At 50.6% G+C, this 21,054-nt stretch carries 23 protein-coding genes and 1 pseudogene; 8 read left to right on the top strand and 16 right to left on the bottom strand.

The genetic code is table 11. The annotated features are described in order from the left end of the window. Positions 1-141: 141 nt before the first annotated feature. From WB371_RS22200 to tssH, 16 genes and pseudogenes are all read right to left on the bottom strand, one after another. Positions 142-585 carry a Shiga toxin A subunit gene (locus WB371_RS22200; protein ID WP_336222156.1) on the bottom strand — a complete coding sequence of 148 codons (444 nt, stop codon included), beginning with the start codon at positions 583-585 and terminating at the stop codon, positions 142-144. 80 nt (positions 586-665) lie between these two features. Continuing rightward, positions 666-962, bottom strand: coding sequence for a tlde1 domain-containing protein (locus WB371_RS22195; protein ID WP_336222155.1), 297 nt, complete (start codon positions 960-962; stop codon positions 666-668). Positions 963-1,667: 705 nt separating this feature from the next. Then, entirely contained in the window at positions 1,668-2,471 is an 804-nt protein-coding gene (locus tag WB371_RS22190; RefSeq protein WP_336222154.1) for a Rap1a/Tai family immunity protein, read from the bottom strand. A 6-nt stretch (positions 2,472-2,477) separates the two neighbouring features. Then, positions 2,478-3,788, bottom strand: a complete 1,311-nt coding sequence (tssL, locus tag WB371_RS22185) for a type VI secretion system protein TssL, long form (protein ID WP_336222153.1) — start codon at positions 3,786-3,788, stop codon at positions 2,478-2,480. Further along, positions 3,785-5,128: a type VI secretion system baseplate subunit TssK gene (tssK, locus tag WB371_RS22180; RefSeq protein ID WP_336222152.1), complete on the bottom strand. Its 1,344-nt coding sequence runs from the start codon at positions 5,126-5,128 to the stop codon at positions 3,785-3,787. Before tssK ends, tssL begins: the two co-directional genes overlap by 4 nt. A 3-nt stretch (positions 5,129-5,131) precedes the next feature. Next, the gene (gene tssJ / locus WB371_RS22175) at positions 5,132-5,611 is read right to left on the bottom strand and encodes a type VI secretion system lipoprotein TssJ (protein WP_336222151.1); all 480 of its coding nucleotides are present in this window, start codon (positions 5,609-5,611) and stop codon (positions 5,132-5,134) included. 108 nt (positions 5,612-5,719) lie between these two features. Continuing rightward, positions 5,720-6,205 carry an Hcp family type VI secretion system effector gene (locus WB371_RS22170; protein ID WP_336222150.1) on the bottom strand — a complete coding sequence of 162 codons (486 nt, stop codon included), beginning with the start codon at positions 6,203-6,205 and terminating at the stop codon, positions 5,720-5,722. A 374-nt stretch (positions 6,206-6,579) separates the two neighbouring features. After that, entirely contained in the window at positions 6,580-6,951 is a 372-nt protein-coding gene (locus WB371_RS22165) for a T6SS amidase immunity protein Tai4 family protein (RefSeq protein ID WP_336222149.1), read from the bottom strand. After that, positions 6,948-7,433, bottom strand: a complete 486-nt coding sequence (locus WB371_RS22160; protein WP_336222166.1) for a type VI secretion system amidase effector protein Tae4 — start codon at positions 7,431-7,433, stop codon at positions 6,948-6,950. The genes WB371_RS22165 and WB371_RS22160 overlap by 4 nt, the downstream gene beginning before the upstream one ends. A 40-nt stretch (positions 7,434-7,473) precedes the next feature. Then, positions 7,474-7,599 (bottom strand): annotated as a pseudogene (locus WB371_RS22155) (hypothetical protein); the annotation flags it as partial. 6 nt (positions 7,600-7,605) lie between these two features. Beyond that, positions 7,606-8,013 (bottom strand): STY0301 family protein, encoded by a 408-nt coding sequence (locus tag WB371_RS22150; protein ID WP_336222147.1) that lies wholly within the window; start codon positions 8,011-8,013, stop codon positions 7,606-7,608. Continuing rightward, a complete protein-coding gene (locus WB371_RS22145) occupies positions 8,000-8,395 on the bottom strand; it encodes a BPSL0067 family protein (protein WP_336222146.1) in 396 nt (131 codons plus the stop codon). Before WB371_RS22145 ends, WB371_RS22150 begins: the two co-directional genes overlap by 14 nt. 12 nt (positions 8,396-8,407) lie before the next feature. Beyond that, positions 8,408-9,922, bottom strand: a complete 1,515-nt coding sequence (tssC, locus tag WB371_RS22140) for a type VI secretion system contractile sheath large subunit (protein ID WP_336222145.1) — start codon at positions 9,920-9,922, stop codon at positions 8,408-8,410. 22 nt (positions 9,923-9,944) lie between these two features. Next, a complete protein-coding gene (gene tssB / locus WB371_RS22135; RefSeq protein WP_336222144.1) occupies positions 9,945-10,490 on the bottom strand; it encodes a type VI secretion system contractile sheath small subunit in 546 nt (181 codons plus the stop codon). 60 nt (positions 10,491-10,550) lie between these two features. Further along, entirely contained in the window at positions 10,551-10,754 is a 204-nt protein-coding gene (locus WB371_RS22130) for a hypothetical protein (RefSeq protein WP_420704075.1), read from the bottom strand. Positions 10,755-10,843: 89 nt separating this feature from the next. Then, positions 10,844-13,495: a type VI secretion system ATPase TssH gene (gene tssH, locus WB371_RS22125; protein WP_336222142.1), complete on the bottom strand. Its 2,652-nt coding sequence runs from the start codon at positions 13,493-13,495 to the stop codon at positions 10,844-10,846. Between the two features lie 353 nt (positions 13,496-13,848). Between tssH and tagK the strand changes: the two genes are divergently transcribed. The 8 genes from tagK (at position 13,849) to WB371_RS22085 (ending at position 20,846) form a co-directional block, all read left to right on the top strand. Next, entirely contained in the window at positions 13,849-14,760 is a 912-nt protein-coding gene (tagK, locus tag WB371_RS22120) for a type VI secretion system-associated protein TagK (RefSeq protein ID WP_336222141.1), read from the top strand. Continuing rightward, the gene (locus WB371_RS22115; RefSeq protein WP_336222140.1) at positions 14,747-15,577 is read left to right on the top strand and encodes a type VI secretion system accessory protein TagJ; all 831 of its coding nucleotides are present in this window, start codon (positions 14,747-14,749) and stop codon (positions 15,575-15,577) included. The genes tagK and WB371_RS22115 overlap by 14 nt, the downstream gene beginning before the upstream one ends. After that, on the top strand, positions 15,574-16,065 hold the full coding sequence (tssE, locus tag WB371_RS22110; protein ID WP_336222139.1) for a type VI secretion system baseplate subunit TssE: 492 nt from the start codon (positions 15,574-15,576) through the stop codon (positions 16,063-16,065). The genes WB371_RS22115 and tssE overlap by 4 nt, the downstream gene beginning before the upstream one ends. Positions 16,066-16,080: 15 nt before the next feature. Beyond that, positions 16,081-17,964, top strand: coding sequence for a type VI secretion system baseplate subunit TssF (gene tssF, locus WB371_RS22105; RefSeq protein ID WP_336222138.1), 1,884 nt, complete (start codon positions 16,081-16,083; stop codon positions 17,962-17,964). Then, positions 17,961-18,956, top strand: a complete 996-nt coding sequence (gene tssG / locus WB371_RS22100; protein WP_336222137.1) for a type VI secretion system baseplate subunit TssG — start codon at positions 17,961-17,963, stop codon at positions 18,954-18,956. Before tssF ends, tssG begins: the two co-directional genes overlap by 4 nt. Before the next feature lie 8 nt (positions 18,957-18,964). Beyond that, the gene (locus tag WB371_RS22095; RefSeq protein WP_336222136.1) at positions 18,965-20,014 is read left to right on the top strand and encodes an ImpA family type VI secretion system protein; all 1,050 of its coding nucleotides are present in this window, start codon (positions 18,965-18,967) and stop codon (positions 20,012-20,014) included. 75 nt (positions 20,015-20,089) lie between these two features. Further along, positions 20,090-20,491 (top strand): BPSL0067 family protein, encoded by a 402-nt coding sequence (locus WB371_RS22090; protein WP_336222135.1) that lies wholly within the window; start codon positions 20,090-20,092, stop codon positions 20,489-20,491. Beyond that, complete coding sequence (locus tag WB371_RS22085) at positions 20,478-20,846, top strand: STY0301 family protein (RefSeq protein ID WP_336222134.1); 369 nt, start codon at positions 20,478-20,480, stop codon at positions 20,844-20,846. Before WB371_RS22090 ends, WB371_RS22085 begins: the two co-directional genes overlap by 14 nt. The last annotated feature ends 208 nt before the right edge of the window (positions 20,847-21,054 follow it).

Here is a 21,054-nt window from a genome sequence, read left to right as displayed (position 1 = left end):
TATTTCATGTGAGATGGACAGCCCGTTCCGTTGCAATCATAGGAAAAAACATGAATATCAAGCATGTTTCATTGAACTACAATGAGCATACTCATCACATATCAAGAGTCACGAATGACATATAATACTTTTATATTTACATCAAAACTCCCTGGAGAGAATAATATAGCCATTAAATCTTACAGAACACTCATTTTCATTCATAAGACTGGATGCAATAAGAACATTCTTTTTCCTGCCACTGCTAATATAAGTATACTTTGCCACAATAGACTTAGCCTGATTTTCATAGTAGCTGTCAAAATAGGATTTCTCATCTAACATTGCCACCTTATTTCTGGCTTTATCCTTATCATAATCGTTCTTAGCCAGAGACTCTGCATAGAGTTTAGACACAGGAGACACATCAAGAACCTCTACTCTCGTTTTATTTTTTAAGATAGTAGAGGGGTTAATATTTAGGTCACTTTGCATTGCATCAAATAACGATAGCTCCATTGAGGCTCCGACCGTAGCACAACCATTATTTTGTGCATACGAAATTACAGGTATACTGGCTAGCAGACTGACGATTACCTTAAACATATTAATCCTCTACCACTAATATTTTATCCGAACTGGCAGCAATAACCTTGCGATAAGGTAAATCCAGAATTATACAGCCATCAGAAGCCTCTCCTGGATGGGCTGAACTCTCTCCATGCTCCATGTATCATGAAACCGTCACGCCCGCACATTTGATTTTCTGGGTAAGGCATGAGTCTCATCGTCCATGCTCTTGTTCTGACATGAAAAAAAGCAGGTCCAATTGTATATGTGCCTCTTGGTAATGGTCCCTTTTCTTTTATACATTCATTAACAGAATCATTTTTAAAACCAGGCCGGCCAGAATATCTGGCATCGAACTGATATCTACCATTTAAGAAAAATGAATGCGAATTAATTTTGTATACCCAAGGCATTATACCGTCTCCTTTTTTTTAAAAAAAACAGACTAATAGTCAGGTCAGAGCAACATATACCGGTCACAGGGTATCATTTACCACTTTTTGTTCTGACACAAACATCGCATCACCACGGAAAACCACCAGCCTGAAGATAACTTTTCACTACCGTTATTTAGAACTGAAACTATTTTTAATATATGAGATTGCGATTGATATTATTTATCAATAATGCTGTAAAAAAACGTCTCATATTCAGCGCAACTCCCAGAACCAGATCTGTTTACAATTGAAATAACAGTGTGAATGACATACTGCTCCGGCACTGGTCGGCTCAATCAAATCAATATGACTGCTGCTACCACCGTTATACCCATCAATTTTCCAGAAGAATACCACGCCTCTTTTGTTACCCAACTCTGCCAGGAACTTAGCCGGATCGCGCCATATCTCTGGCTTACTAAAAACAGATGCACGAGAAAGTTCATCCGCCAGATTTTTAGCACCCGTTTCAAGCCGTCTGCCTTTCCATTTTCCTTCTTTTATAGGAGGAGACGCCCGTTAAATTTTACTCCTGATTTAATCAGTGCCACACTCATTCGGGCCGCACAGGTATTCTCAAATTGAATACCGAGTTTTCCTTGATCATAACCAATACCTGCATAAAATTCTTTGGACTCAACAAAGTCAGGATTACTGAAATCTGCTGATTATGATTCTTTTTTAGCGTTGAGAATGTAAGGTTTCATTTTTCACTCCTGTATCACACGAATGCTCCATTAATTTTCTCACAATAAGGTCTGCTGCGCGACCATTAAGCTCTTCACGCGGTTTAGTTTTGAGAAAAGCATAGACAACTTCATTTAGCGTCAGAGTTTTAAATAAATCATAGCCACACCATGATTTATTTTCCGTTGCATCTTCGACGCCAAGCAAATAAATGCCTGCTCTGAGTTTATCCTGTTGATGACCCGATACCCAAAACTTGAAGAAGTCGTTACCTGAAAGGTTATATGTATCTGGCGTCAGGGATAGAACAGGAGATAATCTGGAAATAATTTTTGCCTGCGGATCCTTGCCCTGACAGGGATAGTTTTTAACTAAGGCATCCTCAATCATTGTTGAAGCCCTTATATCAGCCTTTACCATAGACTGCCGCTCAAGCCAGGCCAGAACAGTCTGGTTTATTGTCGCCCTGTCAACCTGCTCATAACCACACCATGTTTTACCTTCAGTTGCCTCCTGCACTCCCAACGCATACATTAGGGTATTTTCTTTTTCCTGCGAGTCATTGATGGCATAAAATCGCAGAAAATCACGAGCACTCAAATTAACATTATCAGGAGAAATTAATCCTGCAGAAAACCGGGACTCAGCAAAAGAACTACCGGATAACAAACAGCAAAAAACAATCAAGAAAATATGAATAAGCCGTTTTACATTACTTTCTTCTGATATCCAGTAATAAAACCTTGTTATTTCCCATATTGATGAATGAGTAGAGACATTGCATTTCAGACTTTCCATTTTGCCTTACTCCATCACCAGAATTTCCACCCGGCGATTCTGCGCCCGTCCGGTTTTACTGCGATTATTGGCCACTGGTACGGTGTCTCCCTTTCCAGTCACGGTAATGCTCCCGGCAGGTACACCACCGGATTGCAGCAGTGCCGCCACTTCAGCCGCCCGTTTTTCCGACAAAACCTGGTTGGACGGAAACGCGGCGGAATGGATAGGCTGACTGTCCGTATGGCCGGTGACGGTCACCGCGCCGCCGACATGGGCTATCTCCTGCGCCACCTTGTTAATGACCGGTCGCAGTGTGTCATTTACCGTTTTTTGCCCCGCCACAAACATCGCATCACCACGGAAAACCACCAGGCTATGATGTTCATCCTCATCCACTGTCAGCAGGCCACGGGCAATTTCGTCCGCCAGCAGGATTTTCAGCCGCAGTTTTCTTACCGGCACCGGCGGTGGCGGCAGATGTTTGCCGATGGCGTCAATCTGCTGCTGCACGGCTCCGGTCTGTGTCGACATCCGGTAGCTGTAAAGTCCGAACAGCGACAACATGACCAGCAGGGCAATCCCGGCGCTCAGCCAGACCGGCACCCGGCGCATACGCCGCAGTTGCCCGCTGACGGCCCCCTGAAATCCCGGAGAAAGTTCGGGCGTGACCGGATCGCGGCGTTGTGAAAGCTGCGTCAGCAATTGCTGGCGAATATCATCAAGCTGTTTACGCCCGTCAGGCCGCATGCTGTAACGACCTTCAAAACCCAGTCCCAGCAGGTGATAAATGATTTCCAGTACGTCGCCGTGTTCCTGAAAACTGCCCGCCAGACGCCCGATTATCTGGAACAGCTTGATGCCGCCCTCGCTTTCACCGTGAAAGGTCACCAACAGGCTTTTTCCGGCCCAGACACCACGATGTCCCCACGGGGTATTGTTGGCGGCTTCATCGAGGGCCGTACACAGGCAGTAGCGTACCGCCAGCACATGTTCACGCCGCAGGTTCGCCTGATCGCATAATGTCTGGTACAGATGCACTTCGCGTTCCAGCAATGTGCGGTAGTGCTCCACAAACCCGGCCTCCAGTTCACGGGGCATCTGCGCCAGTGCACATAACAAGGGGCGGGCAGCGGTCAGCAGAGGGTTTGCAGCATTTTTGATTTCAGCCAGCCGGAGTTTAAGATCCGGGCCGTCCTCAATCACAACCTTCATATCACGACGATTGTCAGTTACAGCTGCGCCATGTTCTTTCCCGTCACTGAGTTGCGTCAGAGTCTGTGTGGCAGGCTGAAGAGCCGGTTCTCCCGGTGCTAGTGTAATGGTGTTGTCCGTCATTTATCCCGTACTCCCCACAGTTCTGTCTCCAGCCCTGGAAATTCCCCGGCTGTGTGCATTGCCATACCGCCATAGCGGGCAATGTGTTCCCAAAGCACCCCATCGCGTCGGATATCGTAATAAATGTACCCGGACTGGAACGGGATCTGGCGTGGTGGTACCGGCAGTACCTGTAAAACCAGGCCCGGCAGATGCGAACGAATAAGTTCCGGCAGGCGTTCGGACGGCCCGATTTTGGTCTGGGCGGAAAAATGTTGCAGCAGGACATCGGCGGGCATCTGTGCTTTCACTGCCAGCACCAGAGCACTAAAGCCAGACAGTTCGGAAGGTTCCACCACCGCATTCAGAATGCCGTAAGAACCTTCTTCCAGCGTGATACGCTGTGCGCCCCGGATAAGCACGGCATTGAGCAAGTACTGCACTTCATCCACCACGGATTTCAGCCCGGCATACGGCGTCAGATGTTTATATTCTGTATATTCCGCAGGACGGCGCGTCTGTGGTCGCACGTAGGTGGACAGTTCCCCGGCCAGTTCGGACAAATAGCGGTAAAGCACTTCCGGCGATAACTGCGTTTTCGCCAGATGGAGCAGCAGTGGATCATAGCGATTGAGAATTTGTAGCAGCAGGTAATCCGACACTTCTGCCGCTTCCTGGCCGTGACTGTCACTGCCGGTCAGTCGTTCCGCCAGCGAATCCGCGCGCATTTTGATGAGATCGTTGATCCATGACAGCCAGGTGCGCATCAGCGGGCTTGCCTGATAATCCACCACTGGCGGGATCAAATCGTGGTCGATATCCACCCGGCCATCAGGGTGTATCCCCGTGATACGGGTCAGCGGCAGGCCAATCCAGGCCCCCGTTACGGCCTTTTCCGGCAATAACCGCAGGCGCAGATGGCTGAGCTGTAACAACTGCGCTCCCCGGCCCAGCGAGTTAGCGTCGCGAATGTCATTTTCATGCACCGAGAAACGCGCCAGCGACTCCGGGTTATTGTCAAAACTGGTTTCCTCACTGTTCGGCGTACGTACCGGAACCGCGAGGCAAATTTGTTGATTGAGGTGCTCCGGCAGAATGGTCAGCGGCGGCGGCAGTGGCGTGTGACCCGGCGCATTAAACGGTGTACCGTCGACAAAAATACCTGCCGCCTCTTTGAGTACCAGTTTGCCGATATTCAGCGCTTCGCCATCGATATCGTATTGACTGAACCCCCAAAAAAAGGGTGACAACGGCAGACTGCGATGGTGAATGACGTGTTCCAGATAGCGTTCCTGTTGCTGAAACATCTGTGGCAGCAGAAACTGTCCTTCGCTCCAGACAACCCGGTTATTCCAGCTCATAATTCATTTATCCCGTTCGGTGATAACAATGGTGCTCTGCTCTAATTTCGCATCAAGTTGCACTTTTTTTCCCGGCACCATCCGGCTGTACCAGGTGGATTCAGGGGCTTCTGGCGTGGCATAGGTTTCCCGCCAGACGGATTTACCCAGGTCGCGGTATCCGGCCAACACGCCCAGCGCGGTAGTCTGCGTATTTAACGGACGGCGCAGGGTCTTCACCTCACCAGGCCGCAGAATGAAACTGTCGCGATGCAGTAGGTCATCAGCAAGGACGACTTTGTCTTTGTCCTGGAGCGACCAGTAATCCGCCGCCGTAAACGCAGCGTCATTTTTCAGCTCGTAAATGCGTACCTCTATGGGGGCGGCCTTCTCCTGGCTGTCGGGATTTACGTTGTCAGAAGCCGTCACGGTCAGGTCAAGTTGCAGCAGCTCATGGGCAGGCGGCTTGTCGCTATTACTGCCGCACCCCGAAAGTAAAGACATAGCTACCGCACATAACCCTACAAGGTTACGCCGTCTATTCACCGAATTTTCCTTAGTAATCAAACAATAAAAACCGACCAGGCATAATGCCGGGCCGGGAAGCGCAGATTAGATTTCTTTGTTGGCTTTGAAGTCGTAGCCTGCGGTGATGGTGCCGCCGCTGCCACCCTGCTGGTTCTGCACCACGTATTCCTGCTTCACGGTGCTGAAAGACAGTTCTATCGTTTCACGGGATGCAATTTCGCCGTCCTTACTGCCGCTGGGTGAAACCACAGCAACGATAAGGTCAGTAAAGGTGTATTTGAGGTACTCCAGCGGGCTACCGCCTGCCTTGCGCATGGTCAAAACGGCCTTCGGAATATGCTTGCCGGAGGCGCAGTACTTGAACAGGTTCGGACTGGCGCGATCGATATAGTGATCAAAATCCAGGTTGGTCACTGACACTTTGCCGGACCCCAGGCCGCTCCCCGCATGCATGGTGGATTCCTGGTGAATATTCCAGCGCCAGCTCAGCACTTCGATTTCATTTTTATGTTTGTCGTCCATTGACTCGCCGTCAATGCCGTCAATTTTCAGAAAAATGTCATAAGCCATTTTTATTTCCTTATTAAGTATTTCTAAAAAAATCCATGAGTTACACAGCACCTGCGTGCAGGTAAATCATTGCCGTACAGAACCCTCTTCACCGTCATTCCTGGTGAATAAAAGGCTGTATATTTTCCGGTAATGAAAACCGGGCAATTTGCATTTACATGACAAATATATTCAGAGTGGAAATTAATATCCCACACAAATAGTTCATAAAGAAAAACGCATGAAATACAGTCGTTTTACTTACAAACCAATTTTGCTGGAACGCTGTCAGGACTCCAGCACACGGTTACTGGATTTTTAACCTTCCTGGAAAGCAATACATTCCATTGACCATAACTACAGGAAAACCACACTCCGCGCTGGTTATCTCTCCATTACTTCTCAATGCTTCTGCCAATCAAATTCTTCAATTCCATTCCATGGATAAAATCTATGCATTTCATCGTATTAAATTCTGATGGTATCGATCCGCCATATTCGGAATTTATATATTTATTCAAAATTGTATCAATTTGATGATAGATCTCTATCGGTTGCTTACCGTATTCCAGATAAGCACTGGCACTCGCTTCAGCATCCTTCTGAACTGTGTCATCTTTATACACCAGAGCTAAACAACGACTTAAAGCCCAGTTTTCCAGCAAAGTTGCTTGAGAGTATTCACTGGTCAATGGTTCTTGTGCACAAGATAGTTTCCCAATAAGTAGTCCGCATCCTACCACTAAAATTTGCGTTAGCCATTTCATCGAAGTATCCATAGCGCTCCAACTTCTGGAATAAAAGGCCCATTATCAGGATCATTCAATAAATGACAACTATCAGAACAGACACTGCCATCCCACAATGTGACATGACCTCTGGCATTACTCCAGCCACGCCCTGTCACGACGAGGATTCCCTTTTTTCCTGCAAAATCGCGAGGTTTCGGGGATGGAATAACGACATCAGGCTTCCCAAGTGAATAAGTGAGATAATCCATCATTTCATTCACTCGATAGATATATAAATGCCTATCAGCGCCACTAACTGTTGAGTATTGAGAGTTTTGGGTTACTGGAAATCCTGTCGAGTTCAAAACATAACTCATCCGGATCGGGCAGGCATTTTCAAAAAAACCACCAGCTATGTTTTGCCCAACTTTTCCACCGATAATATTTCCAACCTCCTTAACAGGGCGATTAACCTTGCTGAACGATAACCATGCGTCTTTAAATAAAGGCCTGTTCATATATCCATATCCCATGCTAGAAGTAATCCCCAGATACAAATCAGGCATTACCCTGTTTCACCGATGGCAGTTTCGTCACCAGACGTAGTGAATTCATTAATCCTTCAAACCGGAAGTGCGGACGCAGGAAGAATTTCGCATCGTAATAGCCAGAGTTATCCTTCACTACTTTTCACTTGCAGATTAATTTCACTGGCAAGCCATTTGGACTCCAGCAGGTTGAAACTTTTCCTTCAACTTTTTTAGAGAGTATGACAAGCCACTGTCCATATGCACAAGAAAACCAAATACCATGTTGATTATCTATTTCCCCGAATTCCCAGCTAACGCCCTTTACCCCATGAACCACTATATCCTCACCTTTCAAATCGGCTCGCTCCTCAGGTGGACCAGAAGAAACAAATCCACCATCATTTAACAAACTGTCAAACCGAGATGATGTATGCCACCCTTCGACAGGTGAAATAGCAGGTTTCTTCTCCATCTGCACATGATCGGGGCATGTGATTTCCTCTGCATGGGCTGATGCACCTCCCATTAAGAGTAAAAAAAGAGAAAGAAATCTATTATTCAATAACATAATAAGCTTCCGCATTATTGCTCATTCTCAGATAAGTACCGTCATCCCTTACTCCCCCTTGTTTACGGATATAACGGCTCGATACCTTACGTTTCTTCACATCATCATTCCATTGATCCATAACCCAGATCCCTCCAGCATCTTGCCTTAAATAAAATGCAGCATGATTGCCACGACTATGATTTGGATAACGGCCCTTAACGAACGTAGCAATCGCAGTACCTGGAGCAATTTTATTACTTCCCAGTACTTTTTCTCCTTGCTTCCAGAGAACCGCTTGCCTTACATGTGCATAATATTGAATTAATTCAACACATTGATGATGTGCGCCTACTTTTGCGGTTCCTTCCAAAGAACGCACTCCCGAATAAACATAAGCCATCTTTTAATTTCCTCAGGCTCCAGCTTGTTTCACCGACGGCAGCTTGGTCACCAGACGCAGCGAGCCGGTCAGTCCTTCAAGCTGGAAGTGCGGACGCAGGAAGAATTTAGCGTCGTAATAACCGGGGTTGCCTTCTACTTCTTCCACCACGACTTCAGCGGCAGCCAGCGGACGGCGAGCTTTGGTTTCCTGCGAGGAGTTCATCGGATCGGCATCGACGTAGTTCATGATCCATTCGTTCAGCCAGCGCTGCATGTCTTCACGCTCTTTAAAGGAGCCGATTTTGTCGCGCACAATGCATTTAAGGAAATGGGCGAACCGTGAACAGGCGAACAGGTATGGCAGACGGGCGGAGAGATTGGCGTTAGCCGTCGCGTCCGGATCGTAGTATTCCTGTGGTTTTTGCAGTGACTGCGCGCCAATAAAGGCGGCGTAATCTGAATTCTTACGATGGATCAGTGGGATAAAACCATTTTTCGCCAGTTCCGCTTCGCGGCGATCGGAGATGGCAATTTCTGTCGGGCACTTCATGTCTACGCCGCCGTCATCGGTCGGGAAGGTGTGACAGGGCAGGTTTTCCACCGCACCACCGAATTCCACACCACGGATCAGCGTACACCAGCCATAGTGTTTGAAAGAGCGGTTGATGTTCACCGCCATTGCATAAGCCGCATTGCTCCAGACGTATTTACTGTGATCAGCCCCATCGGCGTCTTCTTCAAAATCAAATTCATCCACAGGGTTCGTTTTCGCGCCGTAGGGCAGACGGGAAAGAAAACGTGGCATTGTCAGGCCGATGTAACGTGAATCTTCGCTGGCCCGCAGCGAGTTCCACGGTGCGTATTCCAGATTCTGGGTAACAATTTTGGTGAGATCGCGAGGGTTTGCCAGTTCCTGCCAGGAGTCCATTTGCAGAACAGACGGCGACGCGCCAGCGATAAACGGCGCATGGGCGGAGGCCGCCACTTTGGCAATGGAACCAAGCAGATCCACATCCGGCGGCGTGTGGTCGAAGTAGTAATCCGCAATGATACAACCGTAAGGTTCACCACCCAGTTGCCCGTACTCTGCCTCATACAGTTTTTTAAACAGCGGGCTTTGATCCCAGGCGATCCCCTTGTAACGCTTCATATTTTTCCGCAATTCATCCTTCGAGAGGTTCATAAAGCGGATTTTTAATTTTTCATCAGTTTCAGTGTTGTAGACAAGGTGCTCAATTCCGCGCCACGAGGATTCCAGTTTCTGGAACTCCGGGTGACTCAGAATGAGTTTAATTTGCTCCGTCAGCTTGAAATCAATCTGCGCAATAATAGCGCTGATGCTTTTATAGGCGTCATCACTGACGGTGACAGAATTAGCGAGTGCCTGCTGTGCCAGCGTTTGTACTGCTGCTTCTACCGCTTTTGCCGCCTGATTGGTTTTTGGCCGGAAGGCCTGGCTCAGCAGTGCATCAAACTCCGTTGATTGCCGGGTAGCAGAGTGTGCAACAGCGGATTCATCTGCCGCCAGAATAGTATCGTTAGACATGAAAACTCCTTAAATTTCGCAATTATTCCGCTGAACCCATTTTGTCTGTCACCGCATTGTCTTCCGCCACAGCAGGCTTCGGAGCATTAGCCAGCGCTTTCAGTAGAGTCGGATCCTGAAGCAGTTTATTGATCAGATTTTCTGCACCAGCTTTACCGTCCATATACGTTTGCAGGTTGGCTAGCTGGGTACGAGCTTCCAGCAACTGGTTCAGGGCATCCACCTTGCGGGCAATTTGCGCAGGGGAAAAATCGTCCATGCTTTCCAGCGTGATATCGACCATCAATTGGCCTTCGCCCGTAAGCGTATTGGGCACGGCAAACGCCACGCGCGGCGCGATGGCCTTCATACGTTCGTTAAAGTTATCGATATCAATATCGAGGAATTTGCGATCGGTAACCGGCGGCAGCTCTTCAAGCGGCTTTCCTGCCAGATCGGCCAGCACTGCCATCACAAACGGCAGCTCGATTTTTTTCTCGGAGCCGTAAATTTCCACGTCATACTCAATCTGTACGCGCGGTGCGCGGTTGCGGGCAATAAACTTCTGCGCGCTGTTGTTGATAGCCATAGTCCTTCATTTCCTTATCAGTCATCCGCGACCACCCGGCAGGCGGTTCGACGGTACAGTTTAAAAATCGTACTCAGAAAGTATTTTTGTGATCTCGCTATTTCCTTTGTATTTTTTCTGCAGGTCCGCAAGCGCCTTTTTCGCCGGGGGACAATAAGTATCGACACCTTTTTCTATGTCTTTTTTATCCTGTTCCGGTAAAGAACTGTCCCATTCACCAGCCAGATGCTGGCACATGTCTGCATTACTCAGAAAACGCTGCACATCCTGCGGAAAAGACGGTTTCCCTGAGGCACTGAACGTAAATGCCACCAGGATGATGATGGAAAAAATCTGAGTACGGACTGTCATATTCAGTGTTCGTCTGAGGAACAATCTGTTTCAAAAACAATCTGCTCATCGCTGTTAACACCAATACGAATGTGCGCGATGGACGTTTTCTCTGTCATCGCCTGTAACCAGTAACGCGACAGGTGCGGCAAAATGAACTGTTCGATATAGCCGATCAGCAGGCGTGCACCGGTTTCGTGCGCCGGGCAATGCGCCACGATATGTGCAATCAGGTCATCACCGTAAACCAGCGTAACGCCATGTTGTTCCACCATCCGCGCCGCCAGCCTGTCGAGATGCAGACGGGCAATGACACTCCGTGCGCTTTCATCCAGCGGCAGATAGGGGATCACCGTCATACGTCCCAGGAACGCAGCCGGAAAATGTTTGCGCAACTCCGGCATTAACGCCTCCTTCAGTCCCGCCGGGTCAGGCATCAGCGCAGGGTCTTCACAGAGCTGGCTGATAAGTTCAGAGCCCACATTGGTGGTCAGCAGCAGGGTGGTGTTTTTGAAATCAATGTGGACACCTTCGCCATCTTCCATGCCACCTTTATCAAACACCTGGTAGAACAGTTCATGGACATCATGGTGAGCTTTTTCAATCTCATCGAGCAGCACCACACTCCAGGGATGACGGCGTACCGCCTCTGTCAGTACACCGCCCTGGCCGTAGCCGATATAACCGGGAGGTGCGCCTTTAAGCGTGGAGACGGTGTGAGACTCCTGAAATTCACTCATATTGATGGTGATCAGGTTCTGTTCACCGCCATAGATGGCTTCTGCCAGCGCCAGTGCGGTTTCGGTCTTACCGACACCGGACGGCCCGGCCAGCAAAAACACACCAACAGGTTTACGCGGATCGCCTAATCCTGCCCGTGCGGTCTGGATACGTTCGCCAATCTGTGCCAGTGCATTCATCTGCCCGGTGACGCGTTGCGCCAGGCGTTCAGGCAACTCCAGTATCTGGCTGGCTTCGTCTTTCAACATGCGCCCGGCGGGAATACCGGTCCAGTCAGAGACAATTGCCGCTACCACCGCGGCGCCTACCTCAGGAAACACCACGGGATCTTCACCCTGCCAGGTTCTTAACGAGGTTTGAGCCTGTTGCAGCGTGGCTTCATCGTACTCACCCGGCGCTGCCTGGCGATGCGCCTGCAACGTATGCACCAGTTCCAGCTCTTGCTGCCAGCGGGCTTCCGCTTCTGCCAGTTCCGTTTTCAGTGATACGATCCGAGCCGCCAGAGCATCACCGCGTTCCGGGCGGATCCCCATTTGCGCCTGCTTTAACAGTAGCGCCTGTTCCATTTCGGCGGCTTTCAGTTGCTGACGCAGATACTGCACATGTGCAGGCGGCGTATGCAGCGACAACGCCACGCGGGCCGCTGCGGTATCCAGCAGACTGATGGCTTTGTCCGGCAACTGACGTGCAGGAATGTAGCGGTGAGAAAGTTGTACTGCGGCACGTACTGCTTCATCCAGAATCAGCACGTTGTGGTGTTTTTCCAGTGTCTCCACCAGACCACGTACCATCGCCACCGCAGCCGCTTCTTCTGGCTCTGCTACCTGCAATACCTGAAAACGTCGGGTCAGCGCCGGATCTTTTTCGATATGGCGTTTGTATTCGCTCCAGGTGGTTGCACCAATGGTGCGCAGAGTGCCGCGCGCCAGAGCGGGTTTCAGTAAATTAGCCGCATCCCCCGTGCCGGATGTACCGCCCGCGCCCACCAGCGTGTGGACCTCGTCAACAAACAGAATAACCGGCTGCGGCGACCGCGCGGCCTCTTCCAGCAGCGCCTTCAGACGGGACTCAAATTCGCCTTTCATGCTGGCACCGGCCAGCAGCGCCCCTACATCCAGCGACAATAGCCGCACATTGCGTAAGGCAGGCGGTACTTCTCCCTGCGCAATCGCCAACGCAAATCCTTCCACCACTGCCGTTTTTCCAACCCCGGCCTCACCGGTCAATAGCGGGTTGTTCTGGCGGCGGCGCAGCAGAATATCTGTCATGGTGCGAATTTCGTATTCGCGACCCGTCACCGGATCGATGTTGCCTTCACGCGCCTGAACGGTCATATCCTGACAATATTTTGCCAGCGCTGACTTTCCATCCTGAATCTCACCAGCAAGCGCCTGGCTGCTCTCTCCGGGAGTCGCAGACGGCAGGCCTGAACCGTCCCGGGACAACTCCAGCGTTTCGGGTGATGACTCAATCAGCGAAGGCAGAACTTCTGGCAGTTCGCTGGCCGGTATCCCGGCAAGCGGCGCACAGATATTCCCCAGCACCCGATACAGCTCTGGCGTGGTCAGCCACGCCAGCAATAGCCAGCCACTGCGGATTTTGTTATCACCATAGCGGATGCTTGCCAGCAACCAGGCTTTTTCAATGGAGAGGTCAATATGGTGGGAAAAATCACTGATTGCACTGGCTCCTGCGGGCAATAAATCCAGTTGCCGAAGCAGCGACTTTTCCACATCTGAAGCGGCAATACGATAATGGCGAAGAACATGGTGAATATCGTTGTCCGGTTGTTGAATTAACTGATGTACCCAGTGGGTCAGTTCAACATAAGGGTTGGAGCGTAATTTACAGAATGTTGTTGCTGATTCCAGAGATTGAAATAGCGATCCTGCCAGCTTTCCATATAGTGCGCTGCGTGAAACAGTAATTCCCATCTGTTACACCTGATGACGTAATAATCCATATAAAGAATACATAAACGCATATGTACACATAAACAAACCACACAAACAGAATCATCAAAATACACGAACAAAACAATGATACAGATCACGGATTACAATAGAGCTAAATGGTTAATATCTTTTTCATTAAAGAAAAACAAGAAAGAAAACAACTATTTCAATAAGTTACTGGGCACCATATCAATCAAAAAGAATATCCATTGATTCACAAAATAAATCACAAATAAAGTTAAGCTGTCTTGTAATATATTAAGCAAACATAAATTACCTGTCAGAGTAACTAATATTTCTACAACGATGGTAAATACCTATCGAGTGACATTATGAAACCAGAAAATACATGGATATTACAAAAGATTCAGGCGCAGGGTATTGCAGACAACACCGTCTACACCGCAGAAACACAAATAGTTTTCACAATCGCAGCGCCTCATGTTCCCGTTTTTGAACTGAATGAAAATATCGATATTGCCCTTAGTCTGATCCGCCACGAGGAAGCCTGGTGGATTATCAATTACTCCGATGAATATTGCTGCGCCGTAAATGATCAGATTCTGGAATCACACCGCCGTATGCGGCTGAATGAAGAGGATGTTATTGAATGGGGTCTGTCTACCTGGCGTCTTGTCCGAAATAATACATTCTCTCAGGTAGCACATTCTGAAAACGCTCAACCACTAAAAGCGACATCCCCTGAAGCCATGACCGAATATCTGGATCTGGACTGGTTTAAACGCCAGCAACTGAATCCGCAAAACCCGTTCGATATTATCCCCTCTCACGGAGCAACAGTCACAGAAGACTCATCAATAACAGATAACACACTGACTCAGCTTTATCATGAATACCAGCAGGCGCTGTTATCACCTGTGAAGGAAGCCCGGGGCCGGACGGCTCTGTTTGCTCCAAATAGCGCGTCCACACAGGAATTGGCCTCGCTGCGTGACAGGGCAGCGGAAACAGGGACGTTACAAGACATGGTGACCGGTGAGATGAGTATTGACGTCATTCTCAATGTGCTGGACGCCACCGGCGATGATGCCCCCCCCTTGCCTGCAATGGATAGAGTCCCGGATATCCTGCACCTGCTGTCCCCCGAACAAACACGACAGACCTCGCATCACAATATTCTGCCTGATCTGACACAGCGGGAGCACCGTATCATTGGCATTGATAGCCATTACCGGGTAAGCCCTCCGCATGAAAAAGGAAAACCTTTCCATGACGAAAAATGACACGTTGCCCGCCTCATTGTCTGCACTGTTGCAGGAACACACTCTGGCTGATGGCCTTCAGATGGCTGAACAACAGGTGCGGATTCATCCGGCGCAGGTCGCCTGCCGCCACAGCCTGTTTCAGTTACTGTGCATTACAGGAGACTGGTCACGGGCGCTGCAGCAGCTCCAGCTGTGCGCCCGGATGGATGCAAATTATATCCAGGAGGCACAACTGTTCGGGGAATTGATCCGCTGCGAAATATTCCGTCAGCGCTGTTTTCAGGGCGAACAGCGTCCAGGTTTTATTCTACCACCGCCCGCCTGGATGGAAGATCTGCTGGGCGCTCTCGGCTGCAACGCTCGCGACGAAATTAATGAAGCCGATGAACGCCGAAGTCGTGCGCTGAACGCCATGACAGATGTCAGTGGGCTGTGGAACGGTGGTGAATTCGACTGGATTAGCGACAGCGACACCCGGACCGGCCCGGTGGCTGAGCTGGTCATGGGTGGCGTCTATATCTGGCTACCGATTTCGCAAATCCGCTCTCTGGATTCATCTTCTCCGACTCGCCTGACCGATCTGCTCTGGAAACCGGTGAACATCACGCTGGTGAATGGTGATTCGCATGGCGCATGGCTGTTCACCCGCTACAGCGGTTCCGAACATGCTGCTGATGCCCTGCGACTGTGCCGGGAAACGGCCTGGCAGGATGGGCCGGGAGAGACCGTCGTGCAGGCACTGGGACAAAAAGTGTGGCTGACCAGCCACGGTGATATCAGCCTGCTGGATTTCACCCACTGTACCTTCACTATTCAGAAAGAGAGCGCCGCATGAGCGTGTCTCGTCAGCCTCCTAATCATCTGCTGCCCACACTGTTTGACAGATTGTGTGACGATGCCCCGAACCAGAAGCGCGACCGTGATATTAGCGTCAATCCGGTACAGCTTAAGGAGATTATCCGCCGGGATTTGTCATTTCTTCTCAACACAGTCAGTCATGAAGAGGATATTGATAGCGGACGTTACCCGCAGGCAGCGGCATCCGTGCTGAACTACGGTCTGCCGCCGCTGGCGGGCAGTTTTATGTATGAACATAAATGGGATGATATTCGCAAGGCTATCCTGAGGGCCATAATCCGTTTTGAACCCCGGTTGAAGGCATCCACGGTGCAAATCCTCCCACTACAGGATGAGCGCCGTCAGAGCGGTCACAACACGCTACAGTTTGAAATTCGCGGAGAAATCCTGACGCAGCCTTATCCGACGGAGTTTCGGGTACGCAGCGCCCTGGACATGGAACAGAGTCAAATTACGTTTTTCTAACACAGGGAATTATTCATGGATCCACGGCTACTGGAATATTACAACCGCGAACTAAGCTATCTGCGGGAAACAGGGGCAGAATTCGCCACCCGCCATCCCAAAATCGCCGCCCGGCTGGGGATGAAGGACACCGATATTGCCGATCCTTATGTAGAGCGCATGATTGAGGCGTTCAGCTTCCTGACCGCCCGCACACAACTCAAAATTGATGCCGAGTTTCCCCGGTTCACTCAGCGGCTGCTGGAGGTTGTCAGTCCCAACTATGTCGCCCCCACCCCCTCAATGACCGTGGCCCGTTTGTATCCTGACACCCAGGAAGGCGATCTGGCAAAGGGATTCACCGTACCGCGTGACACCGCCTTTTTCTCCACCATCCCTGAAGGCGAAAACACCGCCTGTCAGTTTCGTAGCAGCCAGGATGTCACATTGTGGCCTTTATCTATTGAGGAAGTGCGCCTGACCGCCGCCCCTCCGGACATGCCCACATTGCACCGTTATTTGCCCCCGAACATTCATGTCGCGGGTGCGCTGCGTATCACCCTGCGTACCTTCGGTGAACTGACTTTTAGCGAGCTTGCCGGACCGGATCGGTTGCCTTTTTATCTCAGTGGTGAAGAGCGTATCGCCTCGCATTTGTTTGAACTGCTGCACACCAGCGCTGTCGCCACGCTGGCTGGCGAGCCAGGACATTTTGACGGCGTACTGGACGTTAATCTGAAGCAGCCTGTCACGCACGAGGGGCTTGAACCAGACCAGGGGCTATTGCCGCTCGCCTGGAATGTGTTTCACGGACATAATTTGCTGCAAGAATACTTCGCCTGCCCGGAGCGTTTTTATTTCTTTACCCCGACCGGCCTGTCTGCTGGTCTACAGAAAATCAATGGCGGCGTGGCGGAGATTGTCATACTACTCGACCGTCTGCCGCCGGACTGGCTGCTCCACCAGACGGATGCAGTACAGTTCAGTCTGTTCTGTACGCCGGTCATTAATCTCTTTCCTCGCACCACCACCCGAATAGAAGTCTCTCACAGTGTGACAGAACAACATCTGGTGGTGGACAGGACTCACCCACTGGATTATGAGGTGTTCTCTGTACAGGAAGTGGAAGGACTGGAGGCTGAAACCACGAGGAAAATGACATTTCGTCCGCTATACCACACCCGCAATAATGACGAAGGCAACCACGGGCGGTACTTCTCAGTGCGCCGGGAACAGCGCCGGTTGTCAGATAATGCCCGCCGTTACGGCACCCGCACGGCCTATACCGGCTCAGAAGTGTTCCTGTCGCTGGTTGATCAATATGAAGCGCCTTATCCGGAAAACCTGCGTCATATCACCATCACGGCAATGGTGACCAACCGTGACTTGCCCTGTCTAATTCGCCGTAATGGCCAGGATGATCTGACCGTAGATGCGGCCATTCCGGTGGCGGGGGTTGGTCTAATCCGGCCCCCTCGTCCGCCGCAGCCGCCGCTGGCCGAACGTGAAATGGCCTGGCGGTTGATCCGCCAGTTGTCATTTAATTATCTGCCGCTTGCCGATCTGGATCATCGCACTGGCGGTCAGGCATTGCGCGATCTGCTTAACCTGTTTATTCCGGCACATGACAGCCCGCAGTCGCGCCAGGTTCGCAGCCTGATTGGCTGCAACACCACCCCGGTAACCCGCCGTCTGCCCGGTTCCGGGCTGCTGGTCTATGGACGTGGCGTCAGTTGTGAACTGACCGTGGATGAGGAAGGGTTCTCCGGCATCAGTCCCTATCTGTTCGGTCTGGTGCTGGAGCATTATATTGCCCGTCACGTTTCCATTAATACCTTCTCGCAGATGACGCTGCACAGCATGCAGCGCGGCAAAATTATGACCTGGCCGGTCAGGGCCGGACAGCGGGGTAGTGTATGAGCGATAATTTCACTCAGGCGCAGGAAACCCCCTGGCGTTACGGTTTTCTGAACCTGATGCGCCGCGTGGATGTGCAGTTGTGCGCCGTCCCGGCGGGCAACTCCTGGCAACCACGGATGGAAAAATTTCGCCTCGGACAAACGCCCGCGTTAACCTTTGCACCACGGGAAATCGCCCAGGTTAGCTGGCAGGAAGGACGCCTGCACCTGAGTCTGTACAGCCTGGGACTGTGGGGGCCGAACGGTCCGCTGCCGCTGCATTACACCGAGCTTGCACTCAACCGGACAGAAAGCAGACGCGATCCGACCCTAACCCGATTTTCCGATCTTTTTCATCACCGCTGGCTGACGCAGTTTTACCAGGCCTGGCGCAGCGCTCAGTCCGCCGGTGGCGGGCTGGACAAACCGGAATACGACCGTTTTGCCTTCTATATTGCCAGCCTTAGTGGTCAGGATCTGCGGGAAAGTGCTGCCAGCTCACTGCCGGATCATGTCCGCCTGGCAGCGTCTTCCCATCTGGTGCGTGAGCCCCATAACCCGGACGGACTGGCGGCAACGTTAGCGCACTATTTTGACGTTCCCTTTCGCATACAGGAATTTGTCCTGCACTGGATAGCCGTGGCGGACGATGAGATCACCCGACTGGGGATGCCAGCCCCCTCTTCCGTGATTGGCAACGGCGCACTCATCGGCCAGGCCGTGCCGGATATGCAGTATAAGTTCCGGCTGGTCATCGGCCCGTTGACGCTGGCCGATTATCAGCGTTTTCTGCCTGGCGGCAATAACCTGCCGGTACTGACGGAACTGGTTCGCGCCTTCATCGGCTTTGAATACTGTTGGGAAATTGAGTTGCAGCTTAAACCACACGCCGCCCCTCCGGCTGTTACCGGTGGCCCATACCAGTTGGGCTGGACCGCCTGGGCGGGTAAAGCCATGCACGACAACCCGGTGACGGGCATGATTTTTGAACCTGAATGTTATCTGACACACTGAGGACTACTATGGACGCATTCCTGTCTGAACCTGTTTCTGCTGAATTCCCCTGCGGTCCTGATCTGGAATATGACCCGGAATATTTGCTGTTGTTCACCCGCGCCACACCACGGGCAGAAGCCCAGTACGGAGATTTCATCAGTTCGCCGGAGACCATTAACTGGGCGGAGCTTGAGCGGGATGCCCGTCGCCTGCTGTTGCGTAGCAGGGATATCCGCGTACTGATCGTGTTGCTGCGTTGTCGTATTCAGCAGGCCGGAGGCCAGGGGCTGGCAGAAGCACTTACATTACTGGAAAATCAGTGTTTCTCGAACCCCGATGCAATTCATCCACAATTGCTTCCCGCTGAAGACCCCTTGGCTGAAGATGCGGTAGTAGCACGCAGTAATGCACTGTCGGCGCTGTTGGATCCCGAAGGAGTGATGGCAGATATCCGCAGCATTGCATTATCGAACAATGCAGCCATGCGTCTTCAGGTACGGGATGTGGAGCGTGCGTTTTCCGCACCGCGCCCGGCAGATGCACTGGCACCGGAATCGGTACGCCAACAACTGGCTGACCTGGAGGCGCGCGGCGCATTACCGCTGGAAGCCTTTCGCCAGTCGATGGAAACAATTGAACATCTGCAACAATGGTCCCATGAAACATTACATTCTCTGGCTCCGGACTTTTCCCGCCTGCGACAATTGCTTTCTCTGTTGCCAGGGGCAGTTCAGACCACCACACCGGAACTTCCAGCACCAGGGAATCAGGCTGTTCAGCAAGAGCCGGCCATCATAAAAGATGTTGAACCTGCTTCGGTAGATTCTACTCACCCATTGGTGAACATCACTGCGGGAATATCCGCAAAGGGCAGCACAAACTCCGGACAGATCCGCGATCGCAACGATGCGCTGGCGCACCTGCGTATCATCCGGCACTGGTTTGAGAGTAGTGAACCGAGCAGCCCGACGATCCCTTTGCTGCGCCAGGCAGAACGACTGGTAGGAAAACGGTTTTCGGAAGTGATCAATGAAATCCCGGTGGAACTGCTGGAAAAGTGGGACGGGCAGGAATAACAAGATTGTATTTAATGAATACATCCGTCTTGGAGCGACAAGATATCGTTTGATAAACAACATGGAGATTTAAAAATGGCCTATATCGCAGCAACACCACGAACTTATATTGGAGAGTCTGTTGGTAGCGGTCAATGTGTAGCATTCACACAACGAGCCGCGGGCATGCCTGTTACCAGGAACTGGAGACGTGGCGTTTTGGTTAAAGGAAATATGAGTATCACCCCAGGTACAGCCATAGCAACATTTGATGATAATCAGCGATATGGTAATCATTCCGATGGTCGCTCTCATGCGGCAATTTATCTCAGCCAGGATGCCAATGGAATTCAGGTGCTGGATCAATGGATGAGCCACAGTGTAGACAGGAATGGCACACGGATTGCGATACCGCACCGTGTCAGCCAACGTACTATTTTCTTTCGAAACGCTCCGCGTGCTGAAAACAATGGAAAAAATTATTATGTCGTGGAGTAAAGCATTGCTGCTGGCTACATCTGTTCTTCTGTTTTCAGGGAGGGCGAATGCTGGAAAAATAACGTGTCCTGAGTCGCTGAGCGTTAATAATGAATCCCACAGGCTGAACGACGTGAGTCTTTTTCAGGGGCCGCCTGAGAAAAAGGGGGATTTAATGCCTGATACGGATAACGCAATGGTGTGGACGCTGAAGGATTACCAGGACTATGCAAAAAAATCGAATTTACCTCTTCATCTCATCTGTCGCTATGAAGGGACTTATGAGACGGTGGCACTGAAGGTTCCTGATACAGCAAAAAAATGTTCAGCATGGTTTGGGGATAATAAAGAACAATTTTACGTATCCTGCCAGTAATCAGGCGGAATACAGAGGGTAAATTGAAAACTGACAGAAATAAAAAAAGACCATGCTAATCAATAGCATGGTCTCGAATAGTGGCGGAACGGACGGAATTCTACTTTAGACGCTAACCAATTAGAATCAAACAGAATCCAACGCCAGCCCTAATCGCTGTAGGACAAATTGTAGTCCATTTAAGAAATGGCTAGCAAGCAGGTTTTAG

Source organism: Citrobacter amalonaticus (assembly GCF_037053465.1).
Taxonomy (GTDB): Bacteria; Pseudomonadota; Gammaproteobacteria; order Enterobacterales; family Enterobacteriaceae; genus Citrobacter_A; species Citrobacter_A amalonaticus_H.
Note: the sequence above shows the minus strand (reverse complement) of the source record. Positions and strands in the feature narration are given on the sequence as shown.